The sequence below is a fragment of the Streptomyces longwoodensis genome, from assembly GCF_001514125.1.
GTDB lineage: Bacteria > Actinomycetota > Actinomycetes > Streptomycetales > Streptomycetaceae > Streptomyces > Streptomyces longwoodensis.
Genome location: NZ_KQ948550.1, coordinates 758,325 through 773,195, shown reverse-complemented (window position 1 = coordinate 773,195; position 14,871 = coordinate 758,325). Strand labels below are relative to the sequence as shown.

At 74.2% G+C, this 14,871-nt stretch carries 16 protein-coding genes and 1 pseudogene; 7 read left to right on the top strand and 10 right to left on the bottom strand.

The window, feature by feature from the left end; translation table 11 throughout:
• Positions 1–123 precede the first annotated feature (123 nt).
• Positions 124–525 carry a hypothetical protein gene (locus AQJ30_RS08245; RefSeq protein ID WP_067230477.1) on the bottom strand — a complete coding sequence of 134 codons (402 nt, stop codon included), beginning with the start codon at positions 523–525 and terminating at the stop codon, positions 124–126.
• Between the two features lie 83 nt (positions 526–608).
• Between AQJ30_RS08245 and AQJ30_RS08240 the strand changes: the two genes are divergently transcribed.
• Both AQJ30_RS08240 and AQJ30_RS08235 read left to right on the top strand, forming a co-directional pair.
• The gene (locus tag AQJ30_RS08240) at positions 609–1,382 is read left to right on the top strand and encodes an MBL fold metallo-hydrolase (RefSeq protein WP_067230474.1); all 774 of its coding nucleotides are present in this window, start codon (positions 609–611) and stop codon (positions 1,380–1,382) included.
• A pseudogene (locus tag AQJ30_RS08235) lies at positions 1,379–2,005 on the top strand (DedA family protein). Before AQJ30_RS08240 ends, AQJ30_RS08235 begins: the two are co-directional and overlap by 4 nt.
• A gap of 93 nt (positions 2,006–2,098) precedes the next feature.
• Here AQJ30_RS08235 and AQJ30_RS08230 read toward each other — a convergent pair.
• The 4 genes from AQJ30_RS08230 to AQJ30_RS39765 form a co-directional block, all read right to left on the bottom strand.
• A complete protein-coding gene (locus tag AQJ30_RS08230; protein WP_245726847.1) occupies positions 2,099–3,325 on the bottom strand; it encodes an MBL fold metallo-hydrolase in 1,227 nt (408 codons plus the stop codon).
• A complete protein-coding gene (locus tag AQJ30_RS08225; RefSeq protein ID WP_067230469.1) occupies positions 3,322–4,569 on the bottom strand; it encodes an aminotransferase class I/II-fold pyridoxal phosphate-dependent enzyme in 1,248 nt (415 codons plus the stop codon). The genes AQJ30_RS08230 and AQJ30_RS08225 overlap by 4 nt, the downstream gene beginning before the upstream one ends.
• Before the next feature lie 153 nt (positions 4,570–4,722).
• On the bottom strand, positions 4,723–5,652 hold the full coding sequence (locus AQJ30_RS08220; protein ID WP_067230467.1) for a hypothetical protein: 930 nt from the start codon (positions 5,650–5,652) through the stop codon (positions 4,723–4,725).
• Positions 5,653–5,811: 159 nt separating this feature from the next.
• The gene (locus AQJ30_RS39765) at positions 5,812–5,997 is read right to left on the bottom strand and encodes a hypothetical protein (protein ID WP_342671622.1); all 186 of its coding nucleotides are present in this window, start codon (positions 5,995–5,997) and stop codon (positions 5,812–5,814) included.
• Positions 5,998–6,600: 603 nt separating this feature from the next.
• On the opposite strand from AQJ30_RS39765, the gene AQJ30_RS08215 reads away from it, so the two are divergent.
• Entirely contained in the window at positions 6,601–8,394 is a 1,794-nt protein-coding gene (locus AQJ30_RS08215; protein WP_067230465.1) for a thiamine pyrophosphate-requiring protein, read from the top strand.
• A 57-nt stretch (positions 8,395–8,451) separates the two neighbouring features.
• Here the strand turns inward: AQJ30_RS08215 and AQJ30_RS08210 are convergent, their stop codons facing one another.
• Entirely contained in the window at positions 8,452–9,309 is an 858-nt protein-coding gene (locus tag AQJ30_RS08210) for a hypothetical protein (RefSeq protein WP_067230463.1), read from the bottom strand.
• Positions 9,310–9,352: 43 nt separating this feature from the next.
• The gene (locus tag AQJ30_RS39760; protein WP_281200923.1) at positions 9,353–9,475 is read right to left on the bottom strand and encodes a hypothetical protein; all 123 of its coding nucleotides are present in this window, start codon (positions 9,473–9,475) and stop codon (positions 9,353–9,355) included.
• 163 nt (positions 9,476–9,638) lie between these two features.
• On the opposite strand from AQJ30_RS39760, the gene AQJ30_RS08205 reads away from it, so the two are divergent.
• Positions 9,639–10,013: a DUF2795 domain-containing protein gene (locus AQJ30_RS08205; protein WP_067230461.1), complete on the top strand. Its 375-nt coding sequence runs from the start codon at positions 9,639–9,641 to the stop codon at positions 10,011–10,013.
• A gap of 66 nt (positions 10,014–10,079) precedes the next feature.
• Positions 10,080–10,622, top strand: coding sequence for a type 1 glutamine amidotransferase domain-containing protein (locus AQJ30_RS08200; RefSeq protein WP_067230459.1), 543 nt, complete (start codon positions 10,080–10,082; stop codon positions 10,620–10,622).
• A gap of 129 nt (positions 10,623–10,751) precedes the next feature.
• On the opposite strand, the gene AQJ30_RS08195 is transcribed toward AQJ30_RS08200, so the two are convergent.
• From AQJ30_RS08195 to AQJ30_RS08185, 3 genes are all read right to left on the bottom strand, one after another.
• Positions 10,752–11,075 (bottom strand): DUF6158 family protein, encoded by a 324-nt coding sequence (locus AQJ30_RS08195; RefSeq protein WP_067230456.1) that lies wholly within the window; start codon positions 11,073–11,075, stop codon positions 10,752–10,754.
• Positions 11,076–11,223: 148 nt separating this feature from the next.
• Positions 11,224–12,843, bottom strand: a complete 1,620-nt coding sequence (locus AQJ30_RS08190; protein WP_067230453.1) for an ABC-F family ATP-binding cassette domain-containing protein — start codon at positions 12,841–12,843, stop codon at positions 11,224–11,226.
• A gap of 58 nt (positions 12,844–12,901) precedes the next feature.
• A complete protein-coding gene (locus AQJ30_RS08185; protein ID WP_067230450.1) occupies positions 12,902–13,558 on the bottom strand; it encodes a histidine phosphatase family protein in 657 nt (218 codons plus the stop codon).
• A 265-nt stretch (positions 13,559–13,823) separates the two neighbouring features.
• On the opposite strand from AQJ30_RS08185, the gene AQJ30_RS08180 reads away from it, so the two are divergent.
• Entirely contained in the window at positions 13,824–14,645 is an 822-nt protein-coding gene (locus AQJ30_RS08180; protein WP_067230447.1) for a class I SAM-dependent methyltransferase, read from the top strand.
• A 51-nt stretch (positions 14,646–14,696) separates the two neighbouring features.
• A complete protein-coding gene (locus tag AQJ30_RS08175; protein WP_067230444.1) occupies positions 14,697–14,867 on the top strand; it encodes a hydrophobic protein in 171 nt (56 codons plus the stop codon).
• Positions 14,868–14,871: the final 4 nt, after the last annotated feature.

Here is a 14,871-nt window from a genome sequence, read left to right as displayed (position 1 = left end):
ACGGCCGGGATCGCACGGGGGCCGGGGTCGTACGGCGTCGCGGCGAGCTCGGTGGGCGTCCTGACCGGCGGAGGGGTACCGCGGCCCTCGGGGGGCCGGGGCCGCTACGACACCGGGCCGCCGTCAGCGGCCGTCGTAGCCGGCCGTCGGCATGGACAGCCTGCGGTGCACGCGGGCCTTCATCTGCGCGTCGTACGCCGGTTCCGCGCCGCCCACGGTCTCCACCCGCACGCCCCGCCGGGAGCACTCGGCCGTGAAGTCGTCCACCGACGACAGCGCGCTCTCCAGCACCCGTCGGCTGGGCGCGACGAACAGGTCGACGCCGGGCCGCACGCCGTCCCAGAGCACGCAGTGGTCCGGCCGCAGCGCGCACACCACCAGCTCGCGCGCGACGACGTACCCCCGCTCCTGCGCCCACCGCGCGCACATCGCGTGCTGGGTGCGGGAGTCCACCAGGAAGGGATCGGCGTCCAGCTCCTGCAACGGCGTCAGACTCGCGATCGCCGTGACGCGGACCGGTCCCATGGCGTCCCCCTCACCTCCGGGTTTCGCCAGCGACCCTACTCCTGCCCGTAGGCTTCGGGGAGTCGCGCGAAGGAGGCAAAGAGGTGCCGGTGGAGATCACCTGGTGGGGGCACGCCACCTCCACGGTGGAGGACTCGAACATACGTGTGCTCTTCGATCCCTTGTTCGCCCGCCGCCTCGCCCACCTGCGCCGCCGCCGGGGCGCGCTCCCCCCGCCCGTCGCCTGGCGGGCGGACCTGACGCTCGTCTCCCACCTGCACGCCGACCACCTCCACGTGCCCTCGCTCGCGCGCCTCGCCCCCGGCACGCGCGTGCTGGTGCCCCGGGGCGCGCCGCGCGCCGTCCCCGGGCTCCGGCGCCTCACGCACCTCGACCTGGACGAAGTGGTCCCGGGTGACGAGACGTCCGTCGGCGACCTGCGGGTCCGCGTCGTGTCCGCCCGGCACGACGGGCGCCGGCTGCCCTTCGGACCGCACCGCTCCCCCGCGCTCGGCTACGTCCTGGAGGGCGAGGCCCGCACCTACTTCGCCGGGGACACCGGCCTGTTCGACACCATGGCCGAGGAGGTGGGGCCGGTCGACGTGGCGCTGCTGCCGGTGGGCGGCTGGGGCCCGCACCTGGGCGAGGGCCACCTCGACGCCGAACGCGCGGCCCAGGCCCTCGCCGGGCTGGCGCCGCGCAGCGCCGTGCCGGTGCACTACGGCACGTACTGGCCGATCGGCATGGACGGGGTGCGCCCCCACGAGTTCCACGCGCCCGGCGACGACTTCGTCCGGCACGCGGCCGCGCTGGCGCCGCAGGTCGACGTGCACCGGCTCGGCCACGGGGAGAGCGTGCGCCTGGAGGTCGCCCGGTGAACTGGCTGGCCGTCACCGCCACGACGACCCTGCCGACCCAGTCCACGCAGCAGGCGCTCGGCTACCCGTCGTTGTTCCTGCTGGTGCTGTTCGGGGCGCTGGTGCCGATCGTGCCGACGGGCGCGCTGGTCAGTTCCGCGGCGGTGGTGGCGTTCCACCAGACGGCGCCGTTCTCGCTGGCGCTGGTGTTCGTGACGGCGTCGCTCGCGGCGTTCCTCGGGGACGCGACGCTGTACTGGCTGGGGCGGCGCGGGATGAAGTCGAAGAACGGCTCGCGCTGACTGGAGGCGATACGTTCCCGCGCGCCCGAGGACCGGCTGGAACAGGCGCAGGAGAAGCTGGCCGGGCACGGGGTGGCGGTGCTGGTGCTGTCCCGGCTGGTGCCCGCCGGGCGCATACCCGTGATGCTGGCCTGTCTGATGGCGAAGTGGCCGCTGCGGCGGTTCGCGCGGGGGAACCTGCCCGCGTGCCTGGCGTGGGCGGTGACGTACCAGGTGATCGGGATCCTGGGGGGTTCGCTGTTCCCCGAGCCGTGGGAGGGCGTGGTGGCGGCGATCGCGCTGACCGTGCTGGTCAGCGCGGTGCCCGGGGTCGTCCGACGGATGCGGGGGGCGTCGCGGTAGCGAAGGGGCGGGCTGCGCGGTCGTGCGGCGGCGGGCTGCGCGGTAGTGCGGCGCGGGGGCGCGGATGCGCGCCGGCGCGGGGGCGGGCGCGGGTCACTCCAGCACGCGGGAGCCTCCCACCGGCAGGTCCCACAGGTCCTCGCGGGCCAGGCCCGCCTGCTCCCAGGCCGTGCGCACCCGGGTCAGGGGCTCCAGCACCGGCTCCGCCGACAGGACGAACGTCCCCCAGTGCATCGGGGCCATCCGGCGGGCGCCGAGGTCCTGGGCCGCGCGGACCGCCTCCTCGGGGTCGCAGTGGACGTCGCTGAGCCACCAGCGGGGGTCGTAGGCGCCGATGGGCAGCAGCGCCAGGTCGATGCCGGGGTAGCGGCGGCCGATGCGGGAGAACCAGTGGCCGTAGCCCGTGTCGCCCGCGAAGTACACGCGCTGCCCCTCCGGTGCGGTGAGCACCCAGCCGCCCCACAGGCTGCGGCAGGTGTCGGTGAGGCTGCGCTTGGACCAGTGGTGGGCCGGCACGAAGTCGAAGCGGACACCGGAGAGTTCGGCCGCCTCCCACCAGTCCAGCTCGGTGACGCGGGTGAACCGGCGGCGCCGGAACCAGCCGCCGAGCCCGGCGGGCACGAACACCGGGGTGTCGCGCGGGAGTCGGCGCAGCGTGGGGGCGTCCAGGTGGTCGTAGTGGTTGTGGCTGATGACGACCGCGTCGACGGGCGGCAGCGACTCCCAGGGCACACCGACGGGCGTGATGCGCGCGGGCGTGCCGAGGATGCGGCGGGACCACACGGGGTCGGTCAGCACGGTCAGGCCGCCGACGCGCACCACCCAACTGGCGTGCCCGGCCCAGGTGACGGCGACCGTGCGGGCGTCGACGCGGGGCAGCGGCGCGGGCTCGTACGGCAGCCGGGGGATGTCGGCCAGGCCGTCCTTGCCGGGGCGCACGGCACCCTCGCGGGCGAACCGGGCGATGGCCTTGAGGCCGGGCAGCGGGGCGGTCAGCCGGTCGTGGAAGGTGCGCGGCCACACCCGTCGCTCGCCCAGTGGGCGGGGCTCGGCGAGCGGCGGGAAGGGCTGCGCGAGCGGCTCGGCGGGGGCGGGAGCTGGGGTTGGGGTGGGGGCTGGAGCGTCGGTGCCGGGCGTGTCCAGGACTTTGACGGGGTCCAGGGGATCCAGGGGGTCGAGGCCGGTGTCCAGAGGGGCGTCCGGGGGGACTTCGGTGTCGGGGGCGGATGTCGGCGCGGGGGCGGATGGTGACGTGGCCGGCGTGGGGGTGACCGTCGCCGCCGTCAAAGGGGTGGTGGTCGTCCCGGACTGCTGCGTCATCGAGAGGGCTCCCATCGCTGAGCGTCGTCGCGGAGATCGTCGAAGACCGACCTCAGGTGGATCAACGCGCGGTGCACGTGTGGCAGTTCCAACGGTGCTGGGGACGTGAGGCATTCCGTGCGCTCGGTGTCCGTGGTGCCCAGCAGCGGGCCGGTGGACAGCCGTACGCGCAGCGCGCCGAGGTCGTCCCCGAAGCGGTGGCCGCCCGGCGCGGGCATGCCGAGCCGGGCGCCGAGGAAGTCCTCCAGGTCCTGGGCGTCGCCGACTCCCCGCGCGGACAGCGTGGAACGCAGCGGCGCGAGGTCGACGTACAGGTGGCGGCCGGCCCGCGGTGGGAGGGACAGCGCGCCCGCGCCGACGACGGCGGCGTGCACGGCCTCGGCCACGCGCGCGTGCAGGCGGACGGCGGTGGCCACGCGCGCGGTGACGGGCTCGGGCTCGCCCAGCGCGTAGGCGGCGGCCGCAGCCACGGGGGCCGCGACGCGCGCGCCGAGCGCGGTGAGGACGTCCAGCACGCGCGCGTGGAGGCCGTCACCGGCGGGGCCCGCGGGGAAGCGGGCGACGGCGGCGGGCCAGCCGGGCGGCAGCAGCGCGCCGGCCAGGTCGGTGACCACGGTGACGTGCTCGGGCAGCATCTCGGCGGGGCTGACCGGCACGGTGTCGTGGACGTCGTGCAGGGTGTCGCGCCAGGTCTCGTCGCTCACCAGGTGCAGTCCCGCGCCGGCCGCGGCCTCGACGGCCTCGTGCAGCACTTCGGGCGGGGCGACGGTGGCGGTGGGGTCGTCGGCGACCGACAGCACCAGCAGCCGCGGGTCGCCGCCCTCGTCGCGCACCCGGCGCACGGTCTCCAGCAGGGCGTACGGGTCGGGCACGCCGCCGCACTCGGCGGGCGTGGCCACGTGGAAGACGGGCCGGCCCAGCGCACGCGCGTACGGCGTCCACCAGGCGGCGCACGGACGCGGCACCAGCACGTCGCCGCCGAGCACGGCGGTCAGCGCGAGCAGCAGGGCCGGGGCGCCGGGCCCCGCGACGATCCGGTCGGCGCCGGCGGGCAGACCGCGCCGTTCCCCGTAGCCGCGGGCGGCCTCCAGCAGGGCCGGTCCCCCGCCGACCGGCTCCGCGTCGGCGCGGTGCGCGGCGCGGGCGAGCACGTCGGCGAGTTCGGGGAGCACCGGGAGACCGTCGGCGGGCAGTGGCGGCCCATAGCGGACGGGGCCGTGCCCTTCCGCTTCCGTCCGCCGCATCGGGTCCTCCGCGCAGTCCGTCCGTGGTGCTCCCGTGTACCGCCGCCGACCGTGGCGCACGGGGTCCGTGGTGTCCGGTGTCTCCTGCGGGGCGCGTCGTGCCCCCGCACTGTGAGTACCCCGCACGGCCGCTGTCCATGGCCCCGGACGTGATCACGTCCGGCCGGTGCCGCCGCGCCGCCGCAGCCGGTGGGCGGCGGCGCCCACGGCACCCGCGATCAGCAGGCCTCCGGCGGCCAGGGCGGGCACGGAGTCGGTGAACGTGCCGCCCTGTCCGGCGCGTACGCCGTGCTGGACGGGGGCGTCGCCGCAGGGGCTGTCCCAGCGGGTTGCGGGTGCGTCGGGGGCGTCGGGGACAACCGGCGCGACCGGCGTGACCGGCTCGAGGGGCTCCGTGGGGTCCGTGGGGTCCGTTGCGGTGTCCCGGGGGTCCTTGGCCGCGGCTCCCGGGTCCTTGGCCGCCGCTCCTGGTTCCTTGCCCGTCCCCGGCTTCCGGGGGTCGGTCGGACGGTCGCAGGGGGTGGGGACGGGGTGCGGGGCGGTCGGAGCGACCGGGGTGGCGGCGCCCGTGCCGGAGCCGGTGAAGTGCAGGGGGGCGCTCCAGTGGCTCGGCTGCCCGCCGGGCGGTGCCGGGCAGGTGCCGTCGACGGTCCAGGCGGCGTCCGCGTCGGTGCCCCCGGGGTCGTCGGCGGCGCCACCGGCACCGGTGTTCCACGGATCGTCCGCGTCGCTCACGTCGTTCACGTCGTTCTCGTCGTCCGTCTCCCCGGTGTCGTCGAGGTCCTCCGCCGGGGCCGCGACGCGCGCGGTGCCGCGGTAGGCGGGCCCGGACAGCTCGTCGTCGCTCCCGGTCACCTTGCTCAGGTGCGCGGTGCCGTCGGCGAACGCGTCCGACGTGGCGTCCAGGGTCGCCGGGGCCGGCGCGCCCAGCGGGTCGCAGGTGACGGAGACGGTCACGGTGCCGCCCGGGTCGACGCTCGCCGGGCCGACCTCCGCCGCCGGATCCGCCCGCGCGGCGGGACCGGTGACGAGCACGGCGCCGGTCAGCGCGGCGACGGACAGGACATGTGCGGTGCGCACCATGGGACGGCTCCTTCGGCCGACGGCTGCGGGACGGGGAGTGGTGCCCCAGGGCCCATCACAGCCCGGCGCGTGGAGCCACGCGCGCGACGGCCCCCCATTGGCGGCACCGGGCCGCCCGTCCGGGTGACGGCCGGCCGCCCGCCGGTACGCCGTACGGCGCTAAGCGGTGCCCCGCACGGCCCGGTCGCGCCCCGCCCTCTCCAGCAGCACGTCTCCCGGCACACCCTCGCTCCGGGGCACGCCCTCCGGCAGTACGTCGTCCCCCAAGATCTCGTCCCGCAGGATCTCGTCGCGCAGGCGGCCGCAGCAGCGGCTGATCAGGCGGGATACGTGCATCTGCGAGATGCCCAGCTGCTCGGCGATCCGGCTCTGGTTCGCCGGTCACGGTGGGCACGGCGCAGCTCTCGAAGGCGTGGCCGCGGTCGGGGTCGTAGCGGTCGACGGCCTTGACGAGGCCGAGGGCGGCGGTCGCGGAAGCACCCGGCGATCCGGTCGGCCATGGGCAGCCAGGCCTCGACGAGTTCGGAGCGCAGGGCTTCGCGTGCGGGTCCGGGCGGCAGTGCCGCCAGCCTGCGGAACCGGTCCGCCGTGTCGGAGGCGTCGTGGTGGGGGTGGTGCCTCGGGCTCGTTCGGTCGCGCATGGTGCGTCGCCCCTCCCTCGAGCGTGCTCCGGGTCGGCGGTCACCGTGGGGAGCGGGAGCGGCCGGCTGCGGAGGTGGCCGTCGGGCCGCGCGAGCGGTCTCCACGGACGTGCCTCCGGTCCGAAGCAGACGTGCCTCCGGTCCGAAGCACTGACTTCCGCGTCCCCCTGGTGCCGGTGCCCAAACGCCGGCGCAGGTTTTCGCGGGGGGCTGCGGGTGACACGTGAAGGGCGGGCGGGTCGCGCGCCCCACCACGCCCTGCAGCCGTACCCCCAGACGTACGTTCTCCACCACCGGGAGGCCACACATGAGCACGAAGGTCGCCGACCACATCCTCCAGCGGCTGCGCGAGTGGGGGGTGGACCAGGTCTTCGGCTACCCCGGCGACGGCATCAACGGTCTGCTCGCCGCGTGGGGCCGGGCGGAGGACCAGCCGCGCTTCGTGCAGGCCCGGCACGAGGAGATGGCCGCGTTCCAGGCCGTCGGCTACGCGAAGTTCAGCGGCCGGCTCGGTGTGTGCGTGGCCACCTCGGGCCCCGGTGCCATCCACCTCCTGAACGGCCTGTACGACGCGAAGCTGGACCACGTGCCGGTGCTGGCCATCGTGGGGCAGACGCACCGCACGGCGATGGGCGGGTCGTACCAGCAGGAGGTCGACCTGCACAGCCTGTTCAAGGACGTGGCCTCGGAGTTCGTGGAGACGGTGACCGTCCCGGAGCAGTTGCCGAACGTGCTGGACCGGGCGATCCGCACGGCGTACGCGCGCCGTTGCCCGACGGCGATCATCGTCCCGGGCGACGTGCAGGAGCTGGACTACTCGCCGCCCACGCACGCGTTCAAGATGGTGCCCTCCAGCCTGGGCACCGAGGAGTACACGGCGGTGCCGTCGCAGGAGTCGGTGGAGCGGGCGGCGGAGGTGCTCAACTCCGGTGACAAGGTGGCGATCCTGGTCGGGCAGGGCGCGGCCGGGGCCCGCGAGGAGGTCGAGACGCTCGCCGGCATGCTGGGCGCGGGGGTGGCCAAGGCGCTGCTCGGCAAGGACGTGCTGAGCGACGAACTGCCGTACGTCACCGGGTCGATCGGGCTGCTGGGCACGCGCCCGTCGTACGAGTTGATGCGCGACTGCGACACCCTGCTGACGATCGGGTCGTCGTTCCCGTACTCGCAGTTCCTGCCGGAGTTCGGCAAGGCGCGGGGCGTGCAGATCGACATCGACCCGCACATGGTCGGGATGCGGTACCCGTACGAGGTGAACCTCGTCGGCGACGCCAAGGAGACGCTGCGCCGGCTGATCCCGAAGATCCGGGCCGAGGAGCGCGGGCGCGAGTGGTACGAGACGGTGTGCGACAACGTCAGCCGCTGGCGCGACGTGATGGACCGGCGGGCGAACGTGTCGGCCGACCCGATCAACCCGGAGTACGTGGCCCGGGCCCTGGACCCGCTGCTGCCGGCGGACGCGATCGTCACGTCGGACTCGGGTTCGGTGGCCAACTGGTACGCCCGGCACCTGACGTTCAAGCCCGGGATGCGCGGTTCGCTGTCCGGGACGCTGGCGACGATGGGCTGCGGGGTGCCGTACGCGATCGGCGCGAAGTTCGCGCACCCGGACCGGCCGGTGATCGCGTTGGTCGGCGACGGGGCGATGCAGATGAACGGGCTCGCGGAGATGATCACGGCGGCGAAGTACGCCGACCGCTGGGCGGATCCGCGGCTCGTCGTGGCCGTCTGGAACAACCGCGACCTCAACCAGGTGACGTGGGAACTGCGCGCGATGGGCGGCGCCCCGTCGTTCCTGCCCTCGCAGGAACTCCCCGACGTGCGCTACGCCGAGTTCGCGCGCACGCTCGGCCTGACGGGCATCCGCGTCGAGAAGCCGGAGGACGTCGAGGCGGGCTGGCGCTCGGCCCTGGCGGCGAACGGCCCGGTGGTCCTGGAGTTCCTCACCGACCCGTCGGTCCCCCCGATCCCCCCGCACGCGTCCTGGGACCAGATGGAGTCGACGGCCGAGGCGATCCTCAAGGGCGACCCGGAAACCGCCCACGTGGTGAAGCAGGGCATCAAGGCGAAGATCCAGGAATTCCTGCCGGGCCACGACAAGTAGCCCCAGCGGAACGGCGGATCAGCGCGGAGCCGGGCGACGACAGGCGCCCGGCTCCCGTCATCCCCGGGCCGCCGGATCCACGCCCAGCGGTTCAGCGTGCGGCGCGACGAGGACCTCGTGGTCCTCCACGACCTCACCGTCCACGACGTCCTCCTCCCCCACCCGGCTCGACGGATCGGCCAGGGGCAGGCCGGCGAGGTGCTTCTTGAGCCTCTTGGCCATCGGGAGGTAGGTCGCGAAGGTGAGTCCGCCCGAGACGGCGGCCCCCAGGAGCGGGATGGCCTTCGAGACGGTCGTCGCGAAGGACTGCGTCGTCATCCTGACCCCGAGGTAGCCCGCGACCTTCTTCACGAGGGGGTAGACGATCCCGTGGGTGAGCGCCTTCTGCGGAAGCTTCTTGGCGACCTGTTCCGCCATCATCCCCGCGACCTTGCCCACAGCGGCGTTCGCCGACTGGACGCCGAACATCACGGCGAAGAACAGCGTGAGGACCCCTTTGGTCGCGTCGTCCACGTCCTCGCCCTCGCCGGAGAACAGCTCGGGCCAGCTGTAGAGATAGGCCAGCTTCTGCGCGATGCGCAGCATGTGTCCGACGTACTGCGCCAGGTCGGCGGGCACCGTGGCCGGGAGGGCGAGGATGCCGGGTATGCCGGCGGCGGCGGAGAGGGCGCTGACCTTGGCGGTCTCGTAGCGGATGGAGTCGTTGGCGACCTTGTCCAGGACCTCGACGGTGATGCCCGCCGCAGCGGGAGTCGTCTCCACCGCTCGCCGGATCTCGTCCTCGGAGCAGTGGCGGGCCAGCGCGCTGCGCAGGTACGCCTCCCGCTGGACCCGCACCCCCGGCAGTTTCGCCGCCGCCAACAGCACCGTGAAGAAACGCGACTCGGGGTTCTCGACGTCTTTACCCTGCTTCATGGCAGGAACTTACAACAGCCGTCTACGCAAAGGCCGCCGGTCGTCAGGTCCGTTGGTTCGGGCCTTCCTCGGTGTCCGGTGTCGGTAGCAGGGCGTCCTCGTAGTGGCTCAGGGCCAGTACGACGGCGAGCATCACGAGCGGGACGAGCGCGGCGAGCAGCGCCATGGCGTGTCCTTCCCCAGCGGGCAGTCCATGTGGGGGGTGCGGTTCGGGTCCCCGGGCGGTCGCCGGGCAAACCCGGGGGCGTGGCGTGCTTCGTTCGGGATGAGCCGGTGTCGGCCGCCGCTGCTCGGGTACGCGGGGGATTCCCGAAGCTCTGGAGGGAGACATGCAGCGAGGCAGTGACCGGCTGAGCGTCCACCGGGACGACGAGATGAAGCACGAACTGCAGGGCCTGCTGCGGTCGGGGCACCCCACCCGTTCCGAGGAGTGGCACGACCCCGAGCCGGGCGCCGACGACGACCCGCAGGTGTGGGGCGGCGGGCTGGCTCCCGAGGCCGCGTCGCTCGAGACGGTCCGGTTGGAACTGGCCCGGACCCTGCACCGCGGCGACTTCCCGGCCCCCACCAAGAGCGTGGTCAGCGCCCTGCGCCGGCACCACGCTCCCGACGCCCTGATCGAGGCGGTGGCGGAGCTGCCGCCGAAGAAGACCTGGCAGGGCGCCCAGGACCTGGCCGAGGCGCTCGTGGGCGAGCGCGGATGAACCGGGCCGAATGAACCCCGAGACCCACCGCAGGTACGAACCGACCGAGCGTGCAAAGGACTGAACATGCGCATTGCGTTTCTCACCGCACCCGAGGGAGTCGAGCAGGTCGAGCTGACCGAGCCCTGGCAGGCCGCGAAGGACGCCGGCCACGAGCCCGTGCTCGTGTCGACCGAGGCGGGCGAGATCCAGGCGTTCAACCACCTGGACAAGGCCGACACCTTCCCCGTGGACGAAGTGGTCGGCGAGGCGGCCGTGGACGCCTTCGACGGGCTCGTCCTGCCCGGCGGCGTCGCCAACCCCGACTTCCTGCGCACCGACGAGAAGGCCGTGGCGTTCGTGCGGGGCTTCTTCGAGGCGGGCCGGCCGGTCGCCGCGATCTGCCACGCCCCGTGGACGCTCGTCGAGGCCGACGTCGTGCGCGGCCGGGTCCTCACGTCCTGGCCCAGCCTGCAGACCGACCTGCGCAACGCGGGCGCCACCTGGGTCGACGAGCAGGTGAAGGTCTGCGACCACGGCACCAACAAGCTGGTCACCAGCCGCAAGCCGGACGACCTCAAGGCCTTCTGCGAGACCTACCTCGAGGTGTTCGCGGCCGAGGCCGGCTGAGGCGACGGCAGGCGGACCCACCGCACGGCCCTCCGGCCCCCACGCGGGGCTCGGGGGGCCGTGAGCGTTGCATTGTGCGCCGTGAGCGTTGCGTTGTGCGTGATGTGCGGCCTCGTGCGGAGGCGGCGCTCAGCGCCCGCCCGTGCCGCCGCCCGCGCCGCCCGGGCCCCACTTGCCCACCGGCGTGCCGGACGCGGCCTCCGCGGTGCGCTCGCGGGCGCCCTCGCGGGTGCGGCCGGGGGCCACGGAGCGGCGCGGGTTGCGCCGCAGGTACTCGCCCTCCAGGACGGCCATGCGCTCGTTGTGGGCCCGCAGCGCGTCGTTCGAGCCGTACAGCAGGGTGTCGTGACGGGTGCGGTGGATCGTCTCCAGCTCCTTCATGAGCTGCTGGTCGTCCAGCCGGTCCGGGTCGACTCCGGTCATCGTGGTGCCCCGCTCGTCGTGTTCGTCCATGCGGTCCGGGTACCCGTCGGGCTCACTGCCACCCGCGGACGGAAGCCCCGGGGGGACGTGGGATGTCTCGGCTTCCTGCACCCACTGTACGAAGACTCCGGCCCCCGGGCCTCCGCGCGCGGCCCGCTGACCCCCGCCCGCCGCTCCCCTACCGCGCCCGCTCCACCCGCCGCTCGTCCCACACCGGCTCGGGCGTCTCGCGGACCCGGCCGTCGCTGCCGAAGACCAGGAAGCGGTCGAAGGAGCGGGCGAACCAGCGGTCGTGGGTGACCGCGAGGACCGTACCCTCGAACGCCTCCAGGCCCTCCTGGAGCGCCTCGGCCGACTCCAGGTCGAGGTTGTCGGTGGGCTCGTCGAGCAGCAGGGCCGTGACGCCCTGGAGCTCCAGCAGCAGGATCTGGAAGCGGGCCTGCTGTCCGCCGGAGAGGCGGTCGAAGCCCTGCTCGGCCTGCTGGGTCAGCTCGTAGCGGCGCAGCCGGGACATCGCCGCGCCCCGGTCCTGGGAGTGGTCCTTCCACAGGATGTCGAGCAGGCTGCGGCCGCTGAGCTCCGGGTGTGCGTGGGTCTGCGCGAAGTGACCCGGCACGACCCGCGCGCCGAGCTTCCACCGGCCCGTGTGGGCCACGTCCTCACCGGCGAGCAGCCGCAGGAAGTGGGACTTGCCGGAGCCGTTGGAGCCCAGCACGGCGACCCGCTCGCCGTAGAAGACCTCCAGGTCGAAGGGTTTCATCAGGCCGGTGAGCTCGAGCTGCTCGCAGGTGACGGCCCGGACGCCGGTGCGGCCGCCCTTCAGGCGCATGGTGATGTCCTGCTCGCGGGGCGGCTCGGGCGGCGGGCCGGCCTCCTCGAACTTGCGCAGCCGGGTCTGGGCGGCCTGGTAGCGGGAGGCCAGCTCGTGGCTGATGCTCGCGGCCTGGCGCAGGCTCAGCACCAGCTTCTTCAGCTGGGCGTGCTTCTCGTCCCAGCGGCGGCGCAGCTCCTCGAAGCGGGCGAAGCGCTCGCGCCGGGCCTCGTGGTAGGTGGCGAAGCCCCCGCCGTGCACCCAGGCGTCGGCGCCGGCCGGGCCCGGCTCCACGGAGACGATCTTCTCGGCGGCGCGGGCGAGGAGTTCGCGGTCGTGGGAGACGAACAGGACCGTCTTGCGGGTCTCCTTCAGCCGCTCCTCCAGCCAGCGCTTGCCGGGCACGTCGAGGTAGTTGTCGGGCTCGTCGAGCAGCAGGACCTCGTCGGTGCCGCGCAGCAGCGCCTCCAGCACCAGCCGCTTCTGCTCACCGCCGGACAGGGTGCGCACCAGCCGCCACTGGGCCTGCTCGTAGGGGACGCCCAGGGCGGCCGTGGTGCACATGTCCCACAGGGTCTCGGCCTCGTAGCCGCGGGCCTCCGCCCAGTCGGCGAGGGCCTGGGCGTAGCGCATCTGGGCGGCCTCGTCGTCGACCGTCATCACGGCGTGCTCGGCCTCGTCGACGGCCTTCGCCGCCTCGCGGACGCGGGGCGGGGCGACGGACACCAGCAGGTCGCGCACGGTGGTCTCGTCGCGGACGGAGCCCACGAACTGGCGCATCACGCCGAGGCCGCCGCTGACGGTGACGGTGCCGCCGTGCGGCTTGAGCTCGCCGGAGATCAGCCGCAGCAGCGTCGTCTTGCCGGCGCCGTTGGGTCCGACGAGCGCCACGACGGCCCCTTCGCCCACCCGGAAGGACACGTCGCCGAGCAACGCCCTCCCGTCGGGGAGGTAGTACTCGAGGTGCGCGGCTTCCAGATGTCCCATGGGGAGGATTCTGCGGGCGCGGCGGGCGGCCGGGCAAACCCTTATGCGGGGCGGCGGCTCAGGCCGTCCCGTCCAGGGCCCGTCCCGTCGGGCCGCCCTCGCCCGCGGGGACGACCGTGGCGCCCGCCCAGGTCAGGGCCTTCCAGCCGTCGGCCGGGGTGCCCTCCAGGACGACGACGCCGGTGTTCTCCAGGCGGTGGGCGGCGGCGAAGGGCACGTCGACGTTGTGGGCGCGGGCGGCGGCCCAGGCGCGGATGGCGGCGCCGTGGCTGACCATCGCGACCGTCCCGGCCCCGCTCGCGGCGGCCTCGGCCACCACGGCGTCGTAGCGGGCGAGGAACTCGGTACCGGTCTCGCCGCCGGGCATGCGCAGGTCCGTGTCGCCGTCGGCCCAGGCGAACACCGTGCGCATGTAACGCTCGCCGGCCTCGCTCAGGCCGGGCAGCATCTCCATGTCGCCCGCGGACACCTCGCGCAGGCCGTCGCGGACCAGGACCTCCAGGCCGCGGGCGGCGGCCAGCGGGGCGGCGGTGAGCTGGGTGCGGACGAGGGTGGAGGCGTAGAGCGCCGCTATGTCCTCGCCGGCCAGGGCCTGGGGCAGCGCGGCCGCCTGCCGCCGGCCCAGGTCCGTCAGGCCGGGGCCCGGGACGCCCGTGTCCAGCAGGTAGTCCACGTTGGTGGGGGTCTGACCGTGGCGGACGAGCAACAGGCGCATGCGGGAGGACCCTCCGGTCGGCTCGGATGCCGTCCGCACGGGGGAACGGCTACCTCAGGGTACCCAGAGGACATCGGAACGGATCCGCATCGGGCTCCCCTGGTGGCCGACCCTCTACCCGCTGCGCACGGACGCGGACTGATGACCCGTCAGTCCGTATCGCGAAACATATGGTCTCACCATGCGGCCACCGGCGTACCGTGAGGGCCATCGTCCCGGACGTCCACGGCGTCCGGGGGCCGGTACGACGCGAAGGGGTTCAGTCATGCCGAAGGCGCAGGAGACCGCCGTCTACACGCACGGCCACCACGAGTCGGTGCTGCGGTCGCACACCTGGCGCACCGCCGCCAACTCCGCGGCCTACCTCATCGGTTCGCTCAAGCCCCACATGAAGGTCCTGGACGTCGGCTGCGGCCCCGGCACCATCACCGCCGACCTGGCCGCCCTGGTCCCCGACGGGCACGTCACCGGCGTCGACCACGCGGCGGGCGTCCTGGACCGGGCCCGGGCGACGGCCGCGGAGCGGGGACTGGACAACGTCGACTTCGCCGTCGCGGACGTCCACGCCCTGGACTACCCCGACGACACCTTCTGCGTGGTGCACGCCCACCAGGTGCTCCAGCACGTGGGCGACCCGGTGCAAGCGCTGCGCGAGATGCGCCGGGTGACCAGGCCCGGCGGCCTCGTCGCCGTACGGGACTCCGACTACGCGGCGATGACCTGGTACCCGGAGTCGGCCGGGCTGGACGACTGGCTGGAGCTGTACCGGCGGGTGGCCCGGGCCAACGGCGGCGAGCCCGACGCCGGGCGCCGGCTGAAGTCGTGGGCGCTCGCCGCCGGATTCACCGACGTCACCGCCACGTCGGCGACCTGGACCTTCAGCACGCCCGAGGACCGGCAGTGGTGGAGCGGCCTGTGGGCGGACCGCACCGTGGCCTCGGCCTACGCCGATCGGGCCACCGGGGGCGGCCACGCCACACGGGACGAGCTGGCGGCGATCGCGGAGGCCTGGCGTGAGTGGGGGCGGCGCGAGGACGCCTGGTTCGCGGTGCTGCACGGGGAGGTCCTGTGCAGGAAGGATGCCTGAAAGTCGGATGATTTACGCGTTTCGGGTCATACGGACAGCAGGAGGTTCATCATGGTTCCCATCCTGCTGGTACTGCTGCTGGTGCTGATCCTCTTCGGCGCCGGGTTCGCGGTGAAGGTGCTCTGGTGGATCGCGCTGGCGGTCCTGGTCGTCTGGCTGCTGGGATTCCTCTTCCGCGGGTCCGCGGCCGGAGGAGGCAGGGGGCGTTGGTACAGGTGGTGATGTG